21 protein-coding genes are annotated in these 19,760 nt (G+C 75.3%); 15 read left to right on the top strand and 6 right to left on the bottom strand.

Annotated elements, in window-relative coordinates; genetic code table 11:
• From GGQ55_RS01710 to GGQ55_RS01665, 10 genes are all read left to right on the top strand, one after another.
• Window positions 1–873, top strand: a complete 873-nt coding sequence (locus GGQ55_RS01710) for an XdhC family protein (RefSeq protein WP_218859122.1) — start codon at window positions 1–3, stop codon at window positions 871–873.
• Entirely contained in the window at window positions 866–1,783 is a 918-nt protein-coding gene (locus GGQ55_RS01705; protein WP_179714831.1) for an AAA family ATPase, read from the top strand. The genes GGQ55_RS01710 and GGQ55_RS01705 overlap by 8 nt, the downstream gene beginning before the upstream one ends.
• Window positions 1,776–2,963: a vWA domain-containing protein gene (locus tag GGQ55_RS28155; protein WP_179714830.1), complete on the top strand. Its 1,188-nt coding sequence runs from the start codon at window positions 1,776–1,778 to the stop codon at window positions 2,961–2,963. Before GGQ55_RS01705 ends, GGQ55_RS28155 begins: the two co-directional genes overlap by 8 nt.
• A 20-nt stretch (window positions 2,964–2,983) precedes the next feature.
• Window positions 2,984–3,412, top strand: coding sequence for a helix-turn-helix transcriptional regulator (locus GGQ55_RS01695; RefSeq protein WP_366488537.1), 429 nt, complete (start codon window positions 2,984–2,986; stop codon window positions 3,410–3,412).
• A gap of 5 nt (window positions 3,413–3,417) precedes the next feature.
• A complete protein-coding gene (locus tag GGQ55_RS01690; protein ID WP_179714829.1) occupies window positions 3,418–3,828 on the top strand; it encodes a VOC family protein in 411 nt (136 codons plus the stop codon).
• 36 nt (window positions 3,829–3,864) lie between these two features.
• Window positions 3,865–6,972: an ATP-binding protein gene (locus GGQ55_RS01685; RefSeq protein WP_179714828.1), complete on the top strand. Its 3,108-nt coding sequence runs from the start codon at window positions 3,865–3,867 to the stop codon at window positions 6,970–6,972.
• Between the two features lie 68 nt (window positions 6,973–7,040).
• Complete coding sequence (locus GGQ55_RS01680; protein WP_179714827.1) at window positions 7,041–8,120, top strand: class I SAM-dependent methyltransferase; 1,080 nt, start codon at window positions 7,041–7,043, stop codon at window positions 8,118–8,120.
• Window positions 8,117–9,106 (top strand): phosphotransferase family protein, encoded by a 990-nt coding sequence (locus GGQ55_RS01675; protein WP_179714826.1) that lies wholly within the window; start codon window positions 8,117–8,119, stop codon window positions 9,104–9,106. Before GGQ55_RS01680 ends, GGQ55_RS01675 begins: the two co-directional genes overlap by 4 nt.
• A complete protein-coding gene (locus GGQ55_RS01670) occupies window positions 9,103–9,879 on the top strand; it encodes a class I SAM-dependent methyltransferase (protein WP_179714825.1) in 777 nt (258 codons plus the stop codon). The genes GGQ55_RS01675 and GGQ55_RS01670 overlap by 4 nt, the downstream gene beginning before the upstream one ends.
• Window positions 9,880–10,010: 131 nt before the next feature.
• The gene (locus tag GGQ55_RS01665) at window positions 10,011–10,208 is read left to right on the top strand and encodes a hypothetical protein (RefSeq protein ID WP_179714824.1); all 198 of its coding nucleotides are present in this window, start codon (window positions 10,011–10,013) and stop codon (window positions 10,206–10,208) included.
• Window positions 10,209–10,221: 13 nt separating this feature from the next.
• On the opposite strand, the gene GGQ55_RS01660 is transcribed toward GGQ55_RS01665, so the two are convergent.
• Window positions 10,222–10,737 (bottom strand): DinB family protein, encoded by a 516-nt coding sequence (locus GGQ55_RS01660; protein WP_179714823.1) that lies wholly within the window; start codon window positions 10,735–10,737, stop codon window positions 10,222–10,224.
• A gap of 90 nt (window positions 10,738–10,827) precedes the next feature.
• Between GGQ55_RS01660 and GGQ55_RS01655 the strand changes: the two genes are divergently transcribed.
• Entirely contained in the window at window positions 10,828–11,799 is a 972-nt protein-coding gene (locus tag GGQ55_RS01655) for a helix-turn-helix transcriptional regulator (RefSeq protein ID WP_179714822.1), read from the top strand.
• Here the strand turns inward: GGQ55_RS01655 and GGQ55_RS01650 are convergent.
• Window positions 11,796–12,209 carry a CBS domain-containing protein gene (locus GGQ55_RS01650; protein WP_179714821.1) on the bottom strand — a complete coding sequence of 138 codons (414 nt, stop codon included), beginning with the start codon at window positions 12,207–12,209 and terminating at the stop codon, window positions 11,796–11,798. The two genes, GGQ55_RS01655 and GGQ55_RS01650, sit on opposite strands and share 4 nt — an antisense overlap.
• 210 nt (window positions 12,210–12,419) lie before the next feature.
• On the bottom strand, window positions 12,420–13,346 hold the full coding sequence (locus GGQ55_RS01645) for a GGDEF domain-containing protein (protein ID WP_179714820.1): 927 nt from the start codon (window positions 13,344–13,346) through the stop codon (window positions 12,420–12,422).
• A gap of 129 nt (window positions 13,347–13,475) precedes the next feature.
• On the opposite strand from GGQ55_RS01645, the gene GGQ55_RS01640 reads away from it, so the two are divergent.
• The 3 genes from GGQ55_RS01640 (at window position 13,476) to GGQ55_RS28150 (ending at window position 15,077) form a co-directional block, all read left to right on the top strand.
• On the top strand, window positions 13,476–13,763 hold the full coding sequence (locus GGQ55_RS01640) for a DUF1905 domain-containing protein (protein ID WP_179714819.1): 288 nt from the start codon (window positions 13,476–13,478) through the stop codon (window positions 13,761–13,763).
• 70 nt (window positions 13,764–13,833) lie between these two features.
• A complete protein-coding gene (locus GGQ55_RS01635) occupies window positions 13,834–14,595 on the top strand; it encodes a DUF899 domain-containing protein (RefSeq protein WP_179714818.1) in 762 nt (253 codons plus the stop codon).
• Window positions 14,596–14,609: 14 nt separating this feature from the next.
• Complete coding sequence (locus tag GGQ55_RS28150) at window positions 14,610–15,077, top strand: GyrI-like domain-containing protein (protein WP_179714817.1); 468 nt, start codon at window positions 14,610–14,612, stop codon at window positions 15,075–15,077.
• An 82-nt stretch (window positions 15,078–15,159) separates the two neighbouring features.
• Here GGQ55_RS28150 and GGQ55_RS01625 read toward each other — a convergent pair whose 3' ends face one another.
• The 3 genes from GGQ55_RS01625 to GGQ55_RS01615 form a co-directional block, all read right to left on the bottom strand.
• Complete coding sequence (locus GGQ55_RS01625; RefSeq protein WP_179714816.1) at window positions 15,160–15,435, bottom strand: hypothetical protein; 276 nt, start codon at window positions 15,433–15,435, stop codon at window positions 15,160–15,162.
• 211 nt (window positions 15,436–15,646) lie between these two features.
• Window positions 15,647–16,606: a S1C family serine protease gene (locus tag GGQ55_RS01620; protein WP_179714815.1), complete on the bottom strand. Its 960-nt coding sequence runs from the start codon at window positions 16,604–16,606 to the stop codon at window positions 15,647–15,649.
• 93 nt (window positions 16,607–16,699) lie between these two features.
• Complete coding sequence (locus tag GGQ55_RS01615) at window positions 16,700–17,608, bottom strand: alpha/beta hydrolase (RefSeq protein WP_179714814.1); 909 nt, start codon at window positions 17,606–17,608, stop codon at window positions 16,700–16,702.
• A gap of 18 nt (window positions 17,609–17,626) precedes the next feature.
• On the opposite strand from GGQ55_RS01615, the gene GGQ55_RS01610 reads away from it, so the two are divergent.
• The gene (locus tag GGQ55_RS01610) at window positions 17,627–19,594 is read left to right on the top strand and encodes an alpha-amylase family protein (protein ID WP_179714813.1); all 1,968 of its coding nucleotides are present in this window, start codon (window positions 17,627–17,629) and stop codon (window positions 19,592–19,594) included.
• The last annotated feature ends 166 nt before the right edge of the window (window positions 19,595–19,760 follow it).

Genomic DNA, 19,760 nt, shown 5'->3' with positions numbered 1-19,760 from the left:
GTGCTGGAGACGGCGGACGCGCTGGCCCGGGCGCGGGTCCCGTTCGTGCAGGCGACGGTGGTCCGCGCCCAGCGGCCGACCAGCGCGCACGCCGGCGACACCGCGCTGGTCCGGGCCGACGGCGTGATCGACGGGTTCGTCGGCGGGCAGTGCGCCGAGGCGTCGGTGCGCGAGTACGGGCTCAAGGTGCTCTCGGCCGGCGAGCCGCTGCTGCTGCGGATCGTGCCGGAGGGCGTCGGCGTGACCGCGGACGAGGAGGGCGCGGTCACCGTCGCCAACCCGTGCCTGTCGGGCGGCTCGGTGGAGATCTTCCTCGAGCCGCGGGTGCCGCCGCCGCTGGTCGTGGTGGTGGGGGAGTCGCCGATCGCCGAGGCGCTGGCCGAGCTGGGGCGCCCGCTCGGCTTCGCGGTCGAGCGCGGGTCCGGGGACGTCGCGCTGGACGGCGCCGAGGCGTTGGTGGTCGCCTCGCACGGGCGGGGCGAGGAGTCGGCGCTGGCCACCGCGCTGCAGTCCGGCGTCCCGTACGTCGGGCTGATCGCCAGCCGGCGCCGCGGCGCGGCCGTGCTCGCCTCGCTGGACCTGCCCGACGACGTGCTCGCCCGGGTGCACACCCCGGCCGGACTCGACATCGGCGCCCGGACGGCGGCGGAGATCGCGCTGTCGGTGCTGGCGCAGATCGTGGCCGAGCGGCGATCGCAGCCCGTGGTCGAGCCGGTGGCGGCGGCACCGGTGACCGCGGTCGACCCGGTCTGCGGCATGACCGTGGCCGCGGTCGACGCGACCCTGCACGCCGACGTCGACGGCGTCCGCACCTGGTTCTGCGGCGAGGGCTGCCGCCGGGCCTTCCTCGCCGACCCGGCCGCCTATGCCTGAGTCCGCGGCTCGTCAGGGGGCCGAGGCCGCGGTCGTCGACCGGGTGCCGGACGTCGCCGCGCTGGCCGACGCCCTCGACGCGGTCGACTACCTCGCCGCCCCCGGCCTGGCGACGGCGCTGTTCCTGGCGGTCCGGCTGCCGCAGCCGCTGCTGCTGGAGGGCGAACCGGGCGTCGGCAAGACCGAGGCGGCCAAGGCGCTGGCAAGGGTGCTCGACACGCCGCTGTTCCGGCTGCAGTGCTACGAGGGGATCGACTCCGCCGAGGCGCTGTACGAGTGGAACCACCCGCGGCAGCTGCTCGGCATCCGGCTGGCCGAGGCGCAGGGCTCGCCGCTGGTCGAGGAGGACCTGTTCGGCGCGGACTACCTGCTGCGCCGGCCGCTGCTGCGGGCGATCGAGCACGCCGGCCCGCGCCCGGCCGTGCTGCTGCTCGACGAGATCGACCGGGCCGACGCGGAGTTCGAGGCGTTCACCTTCGAGGTGCTGGCCGAGGCGGCGGTCACCGTCCCGGAGCTGGGCACCGTGCGGGCCACGCACCCGCCGGTCGTCGTCCTGACCTCGAACCGGACGCGCGACCTGCACGACGCGCTGACCCGGCGCTGCCTGTACCACTGGATCGACTACCCGCAGCCCGAGCGGGTCGCCGAGATCGTGCGGCGGCGGGTGCCCGGCAGCGCCGAGCCGCTCGCCCTCGACGCGGCCGGGGCGGTGACCCGGCTGCGCGGGCTGGACATGGTCAAGCCGCCGGGCATCGCCGAGGCGATCGACTGGGTGGCGGCGCTCCGCCTGCTCGGCGTGGACCGGCTCGACCCCGCGTCGGTCGCCGCGACCTGGGGGGCGGTGCTGAAGAACCGGGACGACCTGGAGCTCGCCCAGACGCGGGGCCCGGAGTGGCTGATCGGTGCCTGACGTCGCGCCCGGCCCGCTCGCCGTCGGCCTGACGACGGCGCTGCACCGGGCGGGTCTGCCGGCAACGCCGGACCGCTCGGTCGGGCTGGCGCGGGCGCTGCAGCTGGTGCCACCCACCGACCGCGCCGCCCTCTACTGGGCCTGCCGGATCGCCCTGGTGACCGACCGGGCGCAGCTGCCGGTGTTCGACGCGGTGTTCTCGGCGGTGTTCGACGGGCTGCTCGACCCGGCCGACTCCCGGGGGGACCCCACCGCACCACCGGCGATCGGGTCGGAGCCGCGGATCCGGCCGGTGCCGCACGAGCCGACGCTCGAGCGGCCGCCGGGCACCGGCTCGGGCGAGGCCGACGTGTCGCTGCCGGGCAGCGAGGGCGAGGGCGAGGAGTCCGCCCGCGAGGTGCTGCTCGCCGCCGCCTCCACCGAGGAGCGGCTGCGGCACACCTCGTTCGCCGAGCTGACCCCCGATGAGCTGCTCGGCGTCCGCCGGGTGGTGCGCACTCTCGTGCTGGCCACGCCGCACCGGCGCAGCCGCCGCGTGCGGCCGACCCGGCACGGCGGCGAGCGGCTGGACCTGCGGCGGACCGTTCGGTCGGCGCAGCGCACCGGCGGCGATCCGGCGCGGCTGATCGCCGCCCGCCGGCGGACGGCGCCCCGGCGGCTGGTGCTGCTGTGCGACGTCTCCGGTTCGATGGAGGCCTACACGCGCGTCTACCTGTCGCTGCTGCAGGGCGCGGTCGCGGGCGCGCGGGCCGAGGCGTTCGTGTTCTCCACCGGGCTGACCCGGCTGACCCGGCAGCTGTCGGTGCGCAACCCGGACGACGCGCTGGCCCGTGCCGGGGCGGCGTCGTCCGAGTGGGCCGGCGGCACCCGGCTGGCCGCGGCGGTCGGCCGGTTCGTCGCCGACCACGGCCGGCGGGGGCTGGCCCGTGGCGCGGTGGTCGTCGTCCTGTCCGACGGGTGGGCGCTGGACGACCCGGACGACGTCGCCGCGGCCATGGCGCGGCTGCGGCGGCTGGCGCACCGCATCGTCTGGGTGAACCCGCGCAAGGCCGCTCCCGGCTACGCGCCGCTGGTGGGCGGCATGGCCGCGGCGCTGCCCTACGTCGACACCTTCGTCAGCGGGCACAGCCTGGCCGCGCTGGAGGAGGTGGTGGCCGCGGTGGCCGAAGAGGGTCGGTAGGGCGTGGCAGCATCGCGCAGGTGACCGACCTGCGCGACCTTGCCCGGCTGCGCCGCGTGCGCGACCGGATCGACCGCGAGTACGCACAGCCGCTCGACGTCGAAGCCCTCGCCCGCGGCGCGCACATGTCGGCCGGGCACCTGTCCCGCGAGTTCAAGGCGGCCTACGGGGAGTCGCCGTACTCGTACCTGATGACCCGCCGGATCGAGCGGGCGATGGCGCTGCTGCGCCGCGGCGACCTGTCGGTCACCGAGGTCTGCTTCGCCGTCGGCTGCCAGTCGCTGGGCACCTTCAGCACCCGGTTCACCGAGCTGGTCGGCATGCCGCCGAGCACCTACCGGACGCTCGCGGCAGAGGGGTCGGCCGGGCTGCCGGCGTGCGTGTCGAAGCAGGTCACCAGACCGGTCAGGAATCGAGAAGCACAGGGCGTCGGGCCGCACCTAGCGTGACCGGCATGGACCTCACCATCCACACCACCGTGCTCCCGCACACCGATCCGGAGGCCTCGCTGGCGTTCTACCGCGACATCCTCGGTTTCGAGGTGCGCAGCGACGTCGGCCAGGGCGCGATGCGCTGGATCGCGGTCGCCCCGCCGGGGGTGTCCGGCACGTCCCTGCTGCTGGCGCCGCCGGCGGTCGACCCCGGCATCACCGACGACGAGCGCCGCACGATCGCCGAGATGATGGCCAAGGGCACCTACGGCTGGATCCTCCTGGCGACCAAGGACCTCGACGGCACCTTCGAGCGCGTGCAGGCCGCCGACGCCGAGGTCGTCCAGGAGCCGACCGAGCAGCCCTACGGCGTCCGCGACTGCGCCTTCCGCGACCCCGCCGGCAACCTGGTCCGCATCCAGCAGCTGGCGTAGCCCTCCGCGCCGGGTCGGCCGCCTACGCTGCGCGGCGTGTCCTCGCGCGGCGGGCCACAGGGGGAGGCGCCGCTGCGCGTCCGGGTGCTGGGCGGCCTCGAGATCGAGGGCCACGACCTGCGGGCACTCGGCTCCCGCAAGGCCCGGGCCCTGCTGCGGCGGCTCGCCGTGGCGCAGGGTCGTCCCGTCGAGGTCGACGAGCTCGCCACCGCGGTCTGGGGGGACGCGCTGCCGGCCGCTCCGCACGACCAGCTCAGCGTCCTGGTCAGCCGGCTGCGCGGCGTCCTGGGGGCCGACCGGCTGCACCGGGACGACGCGGGCTACGCGCTCGCCGCCGACTGGTTCGACCTCGCCGACCTGGAGTCCCGCGCGGACGCGATCGCGGAGCGGCTGCGGATGGGGCACGGCGCGGGCGCCTTCGCCGCGGCGAGCGCCGCCCTGGCGCTCGTCCGCGGGCCGCTGCTGCCGGAGGAGGACCGACCGTGGGCCGTCGGTCCGCGGTCCGGGGCGGCGACGACCGTCGCCCGGGTCCGGCGGCTGGCCGCCGAGTCCGCCCTCCTGGTCGGGGAGGCCGAGCCGGCCCGGGAGCTGGCCGCGGCCCTGCTGGACGACGACCCCTACGACGAGGCGGCCGTCCGGCTGGCCATGCGCGCCGAGGTCGCCGCCGGCCGGCCCGCCGCGGCGCTGACCGCCTTCGAGCAGCTGCGCAGCCGGCTGGCCGACGACCTGGGCACCGATCCGGCCGCGTCGACGCGCGACCTGCACCTGGCCGTGCTCCGCGGCGAGGTGGGCCCACCGGTCGCCGGCCCGCCGCTGGTGGGCCGGGCCGAGCAGCTGCGGCGGCTGGACGCCGCGCTGGCCACGGCCGAGCGCGGGAGTGCCACCGCGCTGGTGGTCGAGGCAGCGGCCGGCATGGGCAAGAGCGCGCTGTTGCGGGCGTGGACGGCCCGGGCCGCCGAGCGGGCGCTGGTGGTGCAGGGCCGCGCCGATCCGCTGGGCCGGGCGCTGCCGCTGCAACCGGTCGCCGACGCGCTCGCGGGGCTGGTGCGGGCCCGCGGCACCGCCGTCCTGGGCCCTCAGGCGTCCCTGCTCGGGCCGTTGCTCAGCGCGGAGCCCCCGCCCGCGGTCAGCACCGTGTCCGATGCCGACGCGGGGTGGCGCTCCCTCATGGCCGGCCTGGTCGCCGTCCTCGACCGCGCCCGCGAGGGGCGGCCGCTGGTCGTCGTCGTGGACGACCTGCACCTGACCGCGGCGGGAACCGGCGAGTTCCTCGCGTTCCTGCTCCGCCGGTCGGAGCGGGTCGCGGTGGTCGCCGCGCGGCGGCCGGGTCCGGGCCTGGACCTGCCCGGTGCGGCGCACGTTCCCTTACCGCCGCTGTCCCTCGCCGAGGCGACCGCCCTCGTCGGCGCCGCGCGGGGGGAGGACCTGCACGCACGCAGCGGCGGGCACCCGCTGTTCCTCGTCGAGCTCGCCCGCGCGCAGGACACCGAGCTGCCGGGGTCGGTGGTCGCCGCCGTCACGACCGACGTCGACCGGCTCGGGACCGCGGCCGACGTGCTCCGGCTGGCCGCCGTCCTGGGGCCCGCGGTGGACGTCGACCTGCTCGCGGCGGTCTCCGGTGCGCCGCCGGAGGAGGTGCTCGACGCGGTCGAGCGGGCGGCGCGCGGTGGCCTGCTCGCGGCGGCCGGGGCACGGCTCGTCTTCGCGCACGAGGTCGTCCGCGAGGCGGTCGCCGACGGGGTCTCGCCGCCTCGTCGAGTGGCGGCGCAGGCCCGCGCGGCCCGGCTGCTCGCCGCGCGAGGCGACGCCGATCCCCTCGCGGTCGCCCACCACGCCCGCCTCGGCGGCGAGCCGGAGCTGGGCGCCGCTGCCCTGACCGACGCGGCCGAGCGGGCGGCCGCGCGGTGGCAGCGCGGCGAGGCCGAGCGCCTGCTCGACGACGCGCTGCTGCTGCACGCCACCCCGGCGGCGCACCTCGCCCGTGGCCGGCTGCGGCTGGCCCGCCTGGACCTCGACGGGGCTCGGGCGGACGCCGAGCGGGCGATCGCGGACGGCGCCGGCGCGGCCGCCTTCGAGCTGGCCGGCTGGGTGGCCTACTACGGGCGCGACTACGACGCCGCGCGGCGGTACGCCGACGAGGGTGCGACCCGGACGACGGACCCCGCCGTCCGCTCCAGCTGCCTGGCCCTGGGTGGCCGGCTCCGGCACAACCGCGGGGACCTCGCCGCCGCGGGCACCCTGCTCACCGAGGCGGTGGAGGTCGCACCCGCCGCCGTCCGGGGCGTCGCCCAGGTCTGGCACGCCCAGCTGCTCGTGCACACGGGCTCTCCCGCGCGGGCCCTGGACGTGGCCCGCCGGGGCCTGCTCGACCCCCACCTGGGGCATCCCTTCGCCGGCCTGTACGCCCGCTTCACGGTGGCCTTCTCGCTGGCGCTGACCGGGTCGTGGGCGGCCGCGTACGACGCGGTCGACGACCTCGACCGCGAGGCCGACCGGGTGGGCGACCTCCGCTTCCCACCTGTCACCGCGAACCTCCGGGGCTGGCTGCTCCGCGCCGCGGGTCGGCTCGACGACGCCGCCGAGCTGCACGCCCGGTCGGCCGGGTGGTCGCAGGTGGAGACCTTCCGCGAACCGGTCTACGCCGGGCTGCTCGATCTCACCGAGGACCGGTTCGCGGCGGGGGATCCGGTGGCGGCCGCGGCCGCGCTGGACCGGTGCGCCGATCTCCCGGACTGGACCGGGAGCATGGGCTGGCGGCACCGCCATCGGCACCGGCTGCTGCTGGCCCGGCTGGCGCTGCGGGACGGCCGGCCCGCGGAGGCCGAGGAGCGGGCGCGCGCCCTGGCCGTCGACGCCGCCGCCCGGGGCGACCCCCGCTACGCCGGCCGCGCCGCGGTGCTCGCCGCCACCGCCGCCGGACGGCCGCACGACGGCCTGCCCGCGCTCGTCGACGGTTTCCTCCCGCTGGCCGGCCCGGACGGCTGGCGCGATCTCGGCGAGCTGGCCGCCGCGACCGGCAGCGACGCGGTCTGGCGGCTCGCCGAGCAGCGCGCGCAGCAGGTCGTGACGGCTGCCCGGCCGCGGCCCGACGGCGACGCCATCGCCCGCTCGGTCCGCGAGCAGCTCGACCGGTGGCGGCCGTGACTGCAAACCGGCTGCAAACTCCGGCGCCCACGGTGGACGGCATCCACCCGCACCCCTCGGAGGACACCATGACCACCACCACACCCGCCCCCACCGCCGACCCGGCCGCCGTCGAGTCGTTCGTCGGCCGGGCGCTCGGCGATCTCGCCGGCACCATGACCGTGCTGCTCGCGACCCTCGGCGACCGGCTCGGGCTCTTCCGCGCCCTCGCCGACGCCGGCCCGCTGACCGACGCGGAGCTGGCCGAGCGGACCGGCATCGACGTCCGCTACGCACGCGAGTGGCTGGCCGGCATGACGGCCGCCGGCTACCTGCGGATCGACGGGACCGGCGGCTACGAGCTGCCCGCCGAGCACGTCCCGGTCGTCGCCCAGGAGGACGGCCCGGTCTTCTTCGCCGGCGTCTGGCAGGAGATCGCGGGCACGCTGCCGCACCTCGACGCGATCGCGACGGCCTTCCGCTCGGGCGGTGGCGTGCCGCCCGAGGAGTACGGCACCGGCTTCTGGCAGGGGATCGAGCGGTTCAGCGGCACCTGGTTCGCCAACCAGCTGCTGCCGGTCTGGATCCCGGCGATGCCCGCCGTCGCCGCGCTGCTGGAGCGCGGCGCCGACGTGGCCGACGTCGGCTGCGGGGCCGGCCGCGCGCTGGTCACCCTCGCGCAGGCCTATCCGAACGGCCGCTACGTCGGCTTCGACGCGGTGCCCGCGAACGTCGAGCGGGCCCGCCGCAGCGCGGCCGAGGCAGGCGTGGCCGACCGGGTCCGGTTCGAGGTGCGCGACGCGGCGGCCGGGCTGCCGGACCGCTACGACGTCGTCGTCACCTTCGACGTGGTGCACGACGCCGCCGATCCGCTGGCCCTGCTGCGCAGCATCCGGACGGCGCTGCGGCCCGGCGGGCGCTACGTGTGCCTCGACATCAACGCCTCCGAGAGCGTGGCGGAGAACGTCGGGCCGCTGGGCACGGTGTTCTACGGGTTCAGCATCCTGTACTGCATGACCTCGTCGCTCGCCGTCGGCGGCGCGGGGCTCGGGACGTGCGGCCTGCCCGAGCCGGTCGCCGTCGAGCTCGGGCGGCAGGCGGGCTTCGCGAGCTTCCGCCGGGTGCCGCTCGACAACCCGTTCAACATCCTCTACGAGGCCACCCCGTGACCGACGTCCACGGGCTGCTCGCCCGGGCCACCTCGCGGGTCGAGGTGCGCCCGGGCGACGCCCGCACCGGCTCCACCTTCGAGCGGATCGAGGCCGACGGCGCGCGCTGGTTCGTCAAGCGGCTGTCCCCGCGCAGCGACTGGGTGATGCGGGTGACCGGCGACCACGTGCACCGGCCGTACCTCGTCTGGCGCGCGGGGATCATGGCCGCGGCACCGGCCTGCATCGACCCCGCCGTGGTCGGCATGGCCGTCGAGGGCGAGGGGGACGACGCCGTCCTCACCGTCGTGATGCGCGACGTCGGCGAGCACCTGGTGCCCGAGGGCGATGCGCCGGTGCCCCTGGAGCAGCACGCGCGGTTCCTCGCCCACCTGGCCGCCCTCTCCGCGGCCTTCTGGGGCTGGACGGACGGCATCGGTGGTCTGACCTCGATGGCCGAGCGGATCCGGTTCTTCGCCCCCGCCACCATCGCCCCGGAGCTGCTGGTCGACGACGTCCCGGGGCCGATCGCCGCGGCGGACGTCGGCTGGCGGGCGCTGCCCGACCGGGCGCCCGAGCTGGCGCGGATCGCCGCGGAGGTCTGGGCGCGACCCGAGCTCGTGACCGGACCGCTGGGGACGACCCCGAGCACCTTCCTGCACGGCGACTGGAAGATGGGCAACCTCGGCAGCCACCCCGACGGCCGGACGATCCTGCTCGACTGGGCCTATCCCGGCGCCGGCCCGGTGTGCTGGGACCTCTGCTGGTACCTGGCGCTGAACCGGCAGCGGCTGCCGGAGTCCAAGGAGGCGGCGATCGAGCGCTGCCGGTCGGAGCTGGAGGCGGCGGGCATCCCGACCGGGAACTGGTGGGACCGGCAGCTGGATCTGTGCGTCGTCGCGATCATGGCGGCGTTCGGCTGGGAGAAGGCTCTCGGGGACGACGCCGAGCTCGGCTGGTGGGCCGACCGAGTCGCCGCCGCCGTCCACCGCCAGGGCCTGGCGTGAGCGGCGACCCGTACTCCGGCGCGGCCTCCCGCTGGGCGAGCGGAGCCAGCCTGGTGTACGGCCCGGCGGCCGAGGCGCTGGTCCGGCGGTGCCCGCACCCGCTCGAGGGCCGCCTGGTCCTCGACGCCGGCGCCGGGACCGGCGCCGCCACCGCGCCGCTGGTCGCGGCCGGGGCGCGCGTGGTCGCGGTGGACCGGTCGGCCGGCATGCTCGGCTGGCGGGCCGCCGACCGTCCGCCGTCCGTGGTCGCCGACGTCCGGGCGCTCCCGCTGGGGGACGACGCGGTGGCCGCGGCCGTCGCCGCGTTCGTGCTCAACCACCTGCCCGACCCCGTCCGCGGCCTGGCCGAGCTCGGCCGGGTGACCCGGCGCGGGGGCGCGGTGCTGGCGAGCGTCTTCGCCACCGACTTCCGCAGCGCGCTGCGGGACCGGGTCGACGCGGCCGCGGCCGATGCCGGCTGGCAGGTCCCCGACTGGTACCTGGCCATGAAGGCGGACACCGTGCCGCTGGTGGGCGATGCCCCCGCCATGGCGAGGGCCGCCCGCGAGGCCGGGCTGGACGACGTGGCGGCCGAGCAGTGCACGGTCGACGTCGGCATCGAGCGGGCCGAGCAGCTCGTGGACTACCGGTTCGGCCAGGCGCCGTTCGCGGCCTGGCTGGACGCGCTGGGAGTGCGGCGGGCGGGGGACGTGCGGTCCGCGGCGGTGGCCGCACTGCCCGCGCGGGTGGCCTACCGACCCCGTGTCGTCGTCCTCGTCGCGCGTGCCCGGTAGGCGCCAGCGGCGGGCGAGCCGGATGTGACGCAGGTTACGAACACGGTGCGTGGCGGTGACTTCGGTGACCCAGAACCGTCATACCTGACACCTACCGTTTGCCTCAACGACAGCGCGTCGAGGAGGTCGCCATGAACCCCATCGTCACGAGCGTCGACGAGATCGACCTTGAGATCTCGGTCGCCTACATCGCACTCGGCAGCGCCCGCGGGCGCTTCGACCGGTGCCCGAGCGGCGAGAACCAGCGGCGGATCGACGACGCCGCTGCCGAGATGGACCGCCTGCTCGACCAGCGCCTGGTCCTCCAGCAGCTCGCCGAGGCCGCCTGAGCCGTCGGGGTCCTCACCCCATGGTCTTCTGGCCGTCCAGGGACTCCCGCAGGATGTCGGCGTGCCCGGCGTGCTGGGCCGTCTCGGCGATGATGTGCAGGACGGTCCGGCGCACCGACCACACCGCGCCCGGCTCGAACCACGGGGCCTGGGGCAGCGCGTAGCCGGCGTCGAGGTCGAGGGTCGCGACCAGCTCGTCGGTCCGGGCGGCGATCTCCTCGTACTCCGCCAGCACGCTCGCCAGGGTCTCGCCCGGCTGCAGGCTCCACTCCGCCTGCCACGCCTCGACGCCCCAGTTGCTCGTGTCGAACGCCTGGGCGCCGCGCTGGGCGAAGTCGGCCCACTTCTGCTCGGTGTGCGCGACGTGCTTGATCAGCCCGGCGAGGGTCAGCGCGCTCGCGGTGGTGCGCGTCGTCGCCTGCTCGTCGGTCAGGTCGCGGACGGTGTACCGGAAGAAGCCGCGGTGCTTGTCGAGGGTCTGCACCAGGTCGGCCCGCTCGCCGGTCAGGGTGGTCTGGGTGCTGGTCATGGCTGCCGCCTCTCGTCGTCCTTGCTGCTGAGGACCACACTAGAGACCTCAACGGCCACTTTCTGTCCTCAATCCGGACATACTTCGACCATGGCCGCCACGAGCTCCCGGATGCTGCGTCTGCTGTCGCTGCTGCAGTCCCGGCGGCACTGGTCCGGCGACGAGCTCGCCCGGCGGCTGGCGGTGTCGGTGCGGACGCTGCGCCGCGACGTCGACCGGCTGCGCGAGCTCGGCTACCCGGTCGAGGCGCAACGGGGGGTGGACGGCGGCTACGCGCTCGCGCCCGGCGCCGCGCTGCCGCCGCTGGTGCTCGACGACGACGAGGCGGTCGCGCTCGCGGTCGGGCTGCAGGCAGCGGCGGCGGTCGAGGTGGCCGGCATGGCCGAGACGTCGGTGCGCGCGCTGGCCAAGGTCGTGCAGGTGATGCCCGCCCGGCTGCGGCGCCGGGTGGACGCGCTGCGGGCGATGACCGTCCCGGGCGAGTGGGGTGCGCAGGCCACGGGAGGTGGGGTCGACCCCGCCGTCCTGACCACCGTCGCCCTGGCCTGCCGTGACGGCGAGCGGATCACCTTCGCCTACACCGCTGCGGACGGCGCCCGCACCGACCGCTCGGTGGAGCCGTTCCGGTTGGTCTCGCTCGGCCGCCGCTGGTATCTGGTCGGCTACGACCTGGACCGCGGCGACTGGCGCAGCTTCCGGCTCGACCGCCTCGTCGGCCCGCAGGGCACCGGGGCCCGGTTCGCGCCGCGGCGGCTGCCGGCGCCCGATGCCGCCACGTTCGTGCGCGACCGGATCGTCGACCTGCCCAAGGGCATCGCGGTGGAGGCGGTCGTGCAGGCGCCCGCCGACGTCGTCCGCAACCGGATCGGGCGGTGGGCGACGGTCGAGGACGACGGACCGCGGCGCTGCCGGGTCCTCGTGGACGCCGACAACCTCGACTGGCCGGCGACCGCGCTGGCCATGACCGGCGCGGAGTTCACCGTGCTGTCACCGCCGGAGCTGCGCGACCACCTGCGCGAGATGGGCCGGCGCTGCACCGCGGCGGCCGGTCCCGCGAACTAGCCGACCAGGGGCCGGCAGAGGTCGGTCATGTCGACGATGCCGACCAGCCGCTCGCCGTCGACGACCGGCAGGTGGTGGATGCCGTGCAGCAGCATCGTCCGGGTGGCGGTGAGGACGTCGGTGCCCGGCGCGACGACGATCGGCTCCCGGGATGGGAGGTCGCTGATCCGCACCTCCTCGAGGTTGCGCCCGTCGGCCACCGCCTGGGTGATGTCGGTGTCGGTCACCATCGCCACGGGCCGCTCGTTCGCCGTGACCACCAGCGCGTTGTCGCCGGAGTGCTTCATCAGGTAGGCCGCACCGGCCAGGTGCGCGCCGGGCTCCACGGTGGTGACCGCCGGACGCATGACGTCGGCGACGGTCGGAGCCAGCGCGGGGGAGGGGAGTGCGGTGTCGACGTCCGAGGTCATGTCGGAGTCCTTCCTGCCGGGAGCCCCGAGTCTGGTCGTGTCGGGGACAAGTCGGAAGCGCCGGCCGCGCATTCCCGTCGCCACGTCGTCCCGGCTCCGCTGTTGCGGTGTTTCGCGTGCTCTTGCGGTCCTGCACGACCGCAAGAGCCTCCACAACACCGCAAGGCCGCAGTCGACCACCTGTTGGCGCGCCCTCTGAGGGCTTGCGGCTCAGGCCCGGCCGGTGCGCTTCTGGCGGTAGAGGTCGGCGTCGGCGCGGGCGAGCACCGAGCTGAGCGTGTCGCCGTCCTCGGCCGTGGCGACGCCGCCGGACCACGCGAACTCGTGCGAGGCGGCCAGCTGCTGCAGGATCTCCTCGGCGCCGGACCGGTCGGTCGCGGGCAGGCACAGTACGAACTCGTCGCCGCCGTAGCGGCCGAGCAGGTCGGCCTGGCGCAGCCGGAGGGTCCAGCCGCTGGTCAGGTCGCGCAGCAGGTCGTCGCCGGCGCCGTGCCCGTGCCGGTCGTTGACCTCCTTGAAGTGGTCGAGGTCGAGGATCGCGACCGACAGCGGCTCGCCGGTCCGGACGGCGTGCGCGAGGCTGCGCGTGGCCTCGGCCTCCCAGGCGCGGCGGTTGGCCACGCCGGTGAGCGGGTCGGTGGCCGCGGCGGTGCGCAGCTGCAGCGCGAGGCGGGCCTGCACCTCGGTGAGCGCGAGCGTGGCGACCACCAGCACGACCCACTGGACGACGAACCCCGAGGGTCGGGCCGCCCAGGCGCCGGCACTGGCGACGACGACCAGCAGCAGGACGTGCGCCCGCGCCGCGCGCACCGAGAAGAAGTGCGCCGCGTAGAGCCCCACGGCGATCAGCACCGGCCCGAGGCCGACGATGCCGACCGGGGTCGCCGATCGCCAGGCGAGCACCCCGATGAGCAGGCTGATCCCGGCGACGGCGGCGTGCAGCACCTCGGCCCGGAGCCGGGCGCCGAGCACCCAGATCCCGGCCCCGCCGAGCAGTCCGATGGCCGCCAGCACCCAGAGCAGGGTCACCGGCGTCCGGACGGCGGTCGGCCGGACGGCGGCGAACAAGCACAGCGCGCCGCTGATGACGTAGAGCGCCGAGAGCAGCGCCACCGGCGCCGGTCGTCTCGCCTGCACGGTCGCCTCCCCCCTCGCGCCTCCAGGATCGACGCAGGTACCGACGGTCCGGCACCTCCGCCGCGGGTGAGTCATCCGGCGGGGTGACTCACCGGCGTCCTGTCCCTGGTGGCTGCCATCCTCATCGGCATGAACCTCCAGTTCAGGGGTGAGCTCTGGTACTGGCGCGGGCCCGCGCCGTTCCACTTCGTCACCGTCCCGGACGAGGAGTGCGGTGCGCTGGAGGCGGCGTCGTCGTTGGTCAGCTACGGCTGGGGGATGATCCCGGCCGGCGTCCGCATCGGGGCGACGTCGTTCAGGACGGCGCTGTTCCCCAAGGACGGCGGCTACGTCGTCCCGGTGAAGACCGACGTGCGCCGGCGCGAGAAGCTCGAGCTCGGCGACACCGTGCAGGTCGAGCTCTCGATCGACGTATAGCGGGCGATGAGTTCTGGTGAGGCCGCCGGTCGATGCAGGTGACCGTCGCGACACCCTCCGGAGGAACTCGATGACGACCGCGCTGCCCGGCCGCCCGCCCATCGTGGACCTGACCACCTGGCAGGCGGCTCGCGACGAGTTGCTGGTCCGCGAGAAGGCCCACACTCGCGCGGGCGACGCGATCGCGGCGGCCCGGCGCCGGCTCCCGATGGTGGAGTTCGACGCCACGGTCGAGGTCGTCGGCCCGGACGGCCCGGTTCCCTTCCTCGACCTGTTCCAGGGCCGCGACGAGCTGATCGTCTACAAGCACATGTGGTACGACGGCGCGCCGTCCCAGGGGCAGTGCGAGGGCTGCACGATCTCGGCCTGGCACGTGAAGGACGCGGTCTACCTCAACGCCCGCGGCGTCTCGTTCGCGATCGTGACGACGGGCAGCTGGGACGAGGTGGCCGACTTCGTCGAGTTCATGGGCTACACCCAGCCCTGGTACTCGGTCCGGGGCATCGACGAGCCGATCGGTGGCGAGATGGGGCTGTTCGCCGTCTACCTGCGCGACGGCGACCGAGCCTTCCTCACCTACTCGGTGACGGACCGCGGCACCGAGCCGATGGACGGGATCTTCGCCCTGCTCGACATGACCCCGTACGGGCGCGGCGAGGCGTGGGAGGACAACCCCGAGAGCTGGCCCGAGGGCCGCGGCGCGGGTTCGTTCTGGCGCACGGACGTCGAGGGGCAGCGCACCGGGGGCCCGACCAGCCGCCCCGCGCCGCAGTGGACCCGGCCCGGCGCGACGTCCGAGGAGACTCTCGGCCGATCCGGTTCCCACCACTGATCAGAGGAGGAGCCGTGGCCGACCTCGAGCCCGAGGTGCTCAGCGCCGAGCCCGTGACCACAGCCGTGGTGCGCGCCGTGGTCCCGGTGTCCGGCCTCACCGGGTTCTTCGACGCCTCGTTCCGAGAACTCGTGACGACGACGACCGACCAGGGCGTGGCGCTGCTCGGCCCCGCGTTCGCGCTGTACCGCGGGCCGTTCGCGGAGACCGTCGACCTGGAGGTCGGATTCCCGGTCGACCGGCAGGTCCGGGCCACCGGGAACGTGGTCGCCGGCGGGCTTCCCGGTGGCCGGCTCGCGCGGGTGACGCACAGCGGGTCCTTCGACGGTCTCGGGGACGCGTGGGCGCGGCTCGCGGCCTGGCTCGATGAGCAGGGGCTCTCGCCGTCCTCGGAGCGGTGGGAGGTCTACGTCACCCAGCCCTCGCCGGACATGGACCCCCGCGACCTGCGCACGGACCTCTTCTGGCCGGTCGACAGCTGAAGGGCGACGCGGTCGCGACTCGCCCTCAGGGCGGCCTGAGGGACATGAGACCAAGTCGCCGAGTGCCCCTTGCTGGGGTCGTCTACGAGTTCTCCTCGTCCGTGTCCTCACCAAAGATCCATGGGGCGCCGGGCGTGTGCCTGACGGCCCACGTTCCCATCGGCATCGAAGCGAGTTCCCGCAACGAGGAGTCGACCTCGTAGACGTGACTCTGGTGCACGATCTGGCAGTTCTCTTGCGTGGCCTGGCCCTCGGTCAGGTACTGCCAGTCCCCGTCCGACTCGTGATAAACGGTGAGGACGGGCTTCCCGTCGAAGACTTCGCGCATCACGAAGACCATGGGGTCGGAGCCGGCCATTCCTTGTCGCCGGCCGCGTCGGAGGCGGCGGAGGAGGCTGCTTCGGGGCACGCCGGGGAGTATGTCCGCACGGGGGAGGTCTGCGTGGGAGGTTGTCCGGGAGTGGGCTGCTCAAGGACCTCAGCTTCTGGGCCGAGGCGCGTTCCCGCGGGAACGTCTTGAGCAAGAGACCCACGTGCGGACGACGCCGGCCGGCTCTCGGCCGAGGCGCTCAGCCGCCTGTCAGCTCGGTCGGCACGGTGATCACGTCGACCATCGCGCCGCGCCGGTAGACCGTCACCGGCAACTCCCGGCCGATCGCGTCGGCGAACAGCAGCCGCTGCAGGCTCTGCGCCTCGGCCACCGGTCGCCGTCCCGCCTCGAGCACCAGATCGCCCGACTTGAGCCCGGCACGATCGGCGGGTGAACCGGCGACGACGTCGATGATCCGCAGGCCCAGCTTCCGCCCGGTGCGCTCGGCCAGCGGTGCCGGCAGCGGTGCCGGCGTGCTGACCACGCCGAGGTAGGCCCGTCGGACGCGTCCGTCGCGGATCAGCGAGCTGATGATCCGGCGGGTGGTGTCGTTGATCGGCACCGCCAGCCCCAGACCCCACCCCGCGACGGCGGTGTTGATCCCCACCACCCGGCTGGTGGAGTCGGCCAGCGCCCCGCCGGAGTTGCCGGGGTTGAGCGCGGCGTCGGTCTGGATGACGTCCTCCACCACGCGGGCCGTCCGCCCGTCGCGGGTGGGCAGCGACCGGCCGAGGCCGCTCACCACGCCGGCGGTCACCGACCCGGCCAGACCCAGCGGGTTGCCGACCGCGACGACGAGCTGGCCGACGCGCAGCGAGCCCGCGTCCCCGAGCTCGGCCGGCGGCGGCGTCGTCGTCCGGGCGCGGACGACGGCGAGGTCGGACAGCGGGTCGGCGCCGACGACGTCGACGTCGGTCTCGCTGCCGTCGCTGAACACCGCCCGCCCGCGCTGCGCGCGCGAGACCACGTGCGCGTTGGTGAGCAGCAGGCCGTCCGGGGTGAAGACGACGGCCGAGCCCGCACCCCCGCGACCGTAGGAGTCGGTCACCTGCAGCGCGGCGACGTGCGGGGTCAGGTCCGCGGCGACCGCGGTGACGATCTGGGAGTAGGCGTCCAGGGCCTCGTCGGTGTGCGTTCCGGGTTCCGGCAGCACGCTCATGGCCGCCCCTCCCTTGATTACGGAATTACACGACCAGTGAACGCCGTCCGGCCGCCGCTCGGCACCCGTCCCGTTGCGCCGACGGTGAACACCTCAGCCGAGGGCCGAGCGCAGGAAGCGCTCGATCGCCTCCAGCGTCGGCCGCGTCTCACGTTCGGTGCCCCGGGACGACGTCGAGCGGACCGCCGCCTCGGGCAGGGCGGGGGAGACGATGCCCTTGTCGTGCCCGATCTGCGGGACCGAGAAGAACGTCGCCTCGGCGCCGACCGCGGCCAGGGCCCCGAACAGCTGCTCGCTCTGCCCGTGCGGGACCAGCGCGTCGAGCTGCCCGTGGGCGATGAGGAACGGCGGGGCGTCGGCGGAGACGTGGGTGCACGGGTTCGCCGCCCCGACCTCGTGCGGACGGCTCTGGATCGGGAAGCCCATGAGCCGGGACTCCGGGGAACCGGGATCGTCGTGGCAGTCGGTGAGGCCCATCAGCTCGTTGAACGACGCGCACGCGCCGGGCAGCATCTGCGCGTCCATCAGCAGGAAGTCGGTCGGGCCGTAGAGGTCGACGACGGCCTGCACGCGGCTGGAGCCGCGCGTCTCGCCGACCGAACCCTCCAGCTCGTCCCCGGCGAGCCCGGCCATGGCCGCCGTCCACCCGCCGGACGAGTCGCCCATGATCGCGAACCGCGCGGGGTCCAGGCCGTGGTCGCCGGCGTGGGCCCGGAGCCAGCGGATCGCGGCCTTCACGTCGTGCACCTGGGCCGGGAACCGCGCCTGCCCGCTGGAGCGGGTGCACACCCCGGCGACGGCGAAGCCCGCCCCGGTGAACCAGGGGGCGAGCTCGGCGGCGTAGTAGGAGCCGCCGTCGTCGAGGAAGGCGCTGCCACCGCACGCGATCAACACCGGCCACGGACCGTCGCCGCCCGGCAGGTACAGGTCGAGCGTGTGGCCGCGGCTGCCCGGCGGGTCGGCCGGGGCGTAGTCGAGGCCGGTCAGCATCCGGGGCGACATGCCTGCACTATCTCAGCCATGACGGCATCGGACGCCGCCCGCCGAGCAGCGGCGGATCGCGCCTGGGCGGAGCTCCGGCCGCAGCTGGCGGCCGAGGCGCAGGCAGCGCTGGGGGAGGAGGTCGACGCCTTCCTCGCCCGCGCGGAACTGGCGCTGTTCGACGTCCACGAGCCGCTCGCCGTCCTGTACGACGAGCCCGACGCCCTCATGGCGACGGCGTTCCGGATCGTCCTGGCCGCGGCCGCCGACCGGCCGGCCGCGCTGCGACGGCTGGACCGTCGCCGCGAGATCGATCCCGGCTGGTTCCAGCGCAGCCGCATGCAGGGCTACGTCTGCTACGTCGACCACTTCTGCGGAACCCTGGACCGGCTGCCCGAGCACCTCGACTACCTCGCCGAGCTGGGCACCACGTACCTGCACCTGATGCCGCTGCTGCGGCCGCGCGAGGGCGAGAACGACGGCGGCTACGCGGTCGCCGACTACCGCGCCGTCGACCCCCGGCTGGGCACGATGGCCGACCTCGAGCGGGTCGCCGGGGCGCTGCACGAGCGGGACATGAGCCTGTGCATCGACCTCGTGCTCAACCACACCGCCCGCGAGCACCCGTGGGCGCAGGCCTGGCTGGCCGGCGACCCCGCGTACGCGGGGTTCTACAGCGCCTTCCCCGACCGGCAGGTGCCCGACGCGTACGACGCGACGATCCCCGAGGTGTTCCCCGACCGGGCGCCCGGCTCGTTCAGCTGGGTGCCGGAGGCGTGCGGCGGCGCGGGCGGGTGGGTCTGGACGACGTTCTGGCCCTACCAGTGGGACCTCGACTACACGAACCCCGCGGTGACCCTGGCGATGCTCGGCGAGATCGTCTGGCTGGCCAACCGCGGCGTCGACGTGTTCCGGATGGACGCCGTCCCGTTCATGGGGAAGCGCCTGGGCACCACCTGCCAGAACCAGCCCGAGGTGCACACGCTGCTGCAGCTGCTGCACGCGCTCACCCGGGTGGCCGCGCCGGGCGTGGTCTTCAAGGCCGAGGCGATCGTGGCGCCCGACGACCTGGTGCCCTACCTCGGCGGCCACGAGCGCTACCGCCCCGAGTGCGAGCTGGCCTACCACAACTCGCTCATGGTGCTGCTCTGGAGCAGCCTGGCCACCCAGGACGCCCGGCTGGCCCGGCACGCGCTGGGCCGGATGCGGCCGATCCCCCCGACGACCACCTGGGTCACCTACGTCCGCGGGCACGACGACATCGGCTGGGCGGTCACCGACGAGGACGCCGCGGCGATCGGGGTCGGCGGCCATTCGCACCGCCGCTTCCTCAACGACTTCTTCGCCGGCCACTACCCGGCCTCGTCGGCCCGCGGCGCGCTGTTCCAGGAGAACGCGCTGACCGGCGACGCGCGGATCTCCGGCTCCGCGGCCTCGCTGTGCGGCATCGAGGACGCCCTCGAACGCGGGGACGACGCCGCCCTGGAGGCCGGGATCCGCCGGCTCGTGCTGCTGTACTCGGTCGCCTTCGCGTGGGGCGGCATCCCGCTGCTGTACATGGGCGACGAGATCGCGCTGCTCAACGACGACCGCTACCTGGCGGACCCGTCGCGCGCGCCGGACAACAGGTGGATGCACCGCCCGGTCATGGACTGGGCCGCGGCGCAGCGGCGGACCGACCCGACCACGCTGGAGGGTCGGGTCTTCGGCCGGATCCGGCAGCTCGGCGAGGTCCGGCGGTCGCAGCTGGCGCTGCACGGCGGCGCCGAGTCCACGGTGTTCGACGCCGGCAGCGACGCCGTCCTGGCCTGGCGACGGCGGTCGGCCCGCAGCGGCACCTTCGTCGGTCTGGCGAACTTCTCCGCGACCCCGCAGGTGGTGGACGCCGACACCGTGACCGGCTTCGGTGCGTTCGCACCGGTGCTGACCAGCGACGGGCCGCCCGAGGTCGCCGGCGGCCGGCTCGTGGTCCCCGGTCTCGGCTTCGCCTGGCTCGCCGAACCCTGACTGGGAACGGAATTCCGGCCCGGATCGTCTTCGGGATAGGGGGTGCGCCGGGGCCACCGGACGCCGTACCGTTCCGGCACGGCCGAGGACCGGCCGACGACGCACCCCTGCTCGGCCGGCTCCGCTCGCGGCGCCACGCAACGTCCCCCACAGGCCCCTCAGTGCA

It is taken from the genome of Petropleomorpha daqingensis (assembly GCF_013408985.1).
Taxonomy (GTDB): domain Bacteria; phylum Actinomycetota; class Actinomycetes; order Mycobacteriales; family Geodermatophilaceae; genus Petropleomorpha; species Petropleomorpha daqingensis.
Note: the sequence above shows the minus strand (reverse complement) of the source record. Positions and strands in the feature narration are given on the sequence as shown.

Coding starts and splice junctions, on each gene's coding strand:
- GGQ55_RS01615 (WP_179714814.1), bottom strand. CDS start 17,608: ATGTCGCCCCGGATGCTGACCGGCCTCGACTACGCCCCGGCCGACCCG.
- GGQ55_RS01705 (WP_179714831.1), top strand. CDS start 866: ATGCCTGAGTCCGCGGCTCGTCAGGGGGCCGAGGCCGCGGTCGTCGAC.
- GGQ55_RS01655 (WP_179714822.1), top strand. CDS start 10,828: ATGGCCGCCACGAGCTCCCGGATGCTGCGTCTGCTGTCGCTGCTGCAG.
- GGQ55_RS01620 (WP_179714815.1), bottom strand. CDS start 16,606: ATGAGCGTGCTGCCGGAACCCGGAACGCACACCGACGAGGCCCTGGAC.
- GGQ55_RS01650 (WP_179714821.1), bottom strand. CDS start 12,209: ATGACCTCGGACGTCGACACCGCACTCCCCTCCCCCGCGCTGGCTCCG.
- GGQ55_RS01640 (WP_179714819.1), top strand. CDS start 13,476: ATGAACCTCCAGTTCAGGGGTGAGCTCTGGTACTGGCGCGGGCCCGCG.
- GGQ55_RS01625 (WP_179714816.1), bottom strand. CDS start 15,435: ATGGCCGGCTCCGACCCCATGGTCTTCGTGATGCGCGAAGTCTTCGAC.
- GGQ55_RS01690 (WP_179714829.1), top strand. CDS start 3,418: ATGGACCTCACCATCCACACCACCGTGCTCCCGCACACCGATCCGGAG.
- GGQ55_RS01665 (WP_179714824.1), top strand. CDS start 10,011: ATGAACCCCATCGTCACGAGCGTCGACGAGATCGACCTTGAGATCTCG.
- GGQ55_RS01680 (WP_179714827.1), top strand. CDS start 7,041: ATGACCACCACCACACCCGCCCCCACCGCCGACCCGGCCGCCGTCGAG.
- GGQ55_RS01660 (WP_179714823.1), bottom strand. CDS start 10,737: ATGACCAGCACCCAGACCACCCTGACCGGCGAGCGGGCCGACCTGGTG.
- GGQ55_RS01635 (WP_179714818.1), top strand. CDS start 13,834: ATGACGACCGCGCTGCCCGGCCGCCCGCCCATCGTGGACCTGACCACC.
- GGQ55_RS01610 (WP_179714813.1), top strand. CDS start 17,627: ATGACGGCATCGGACGCCGCCCGCCGAGCAGCGGCGGATCGCGCCTGG.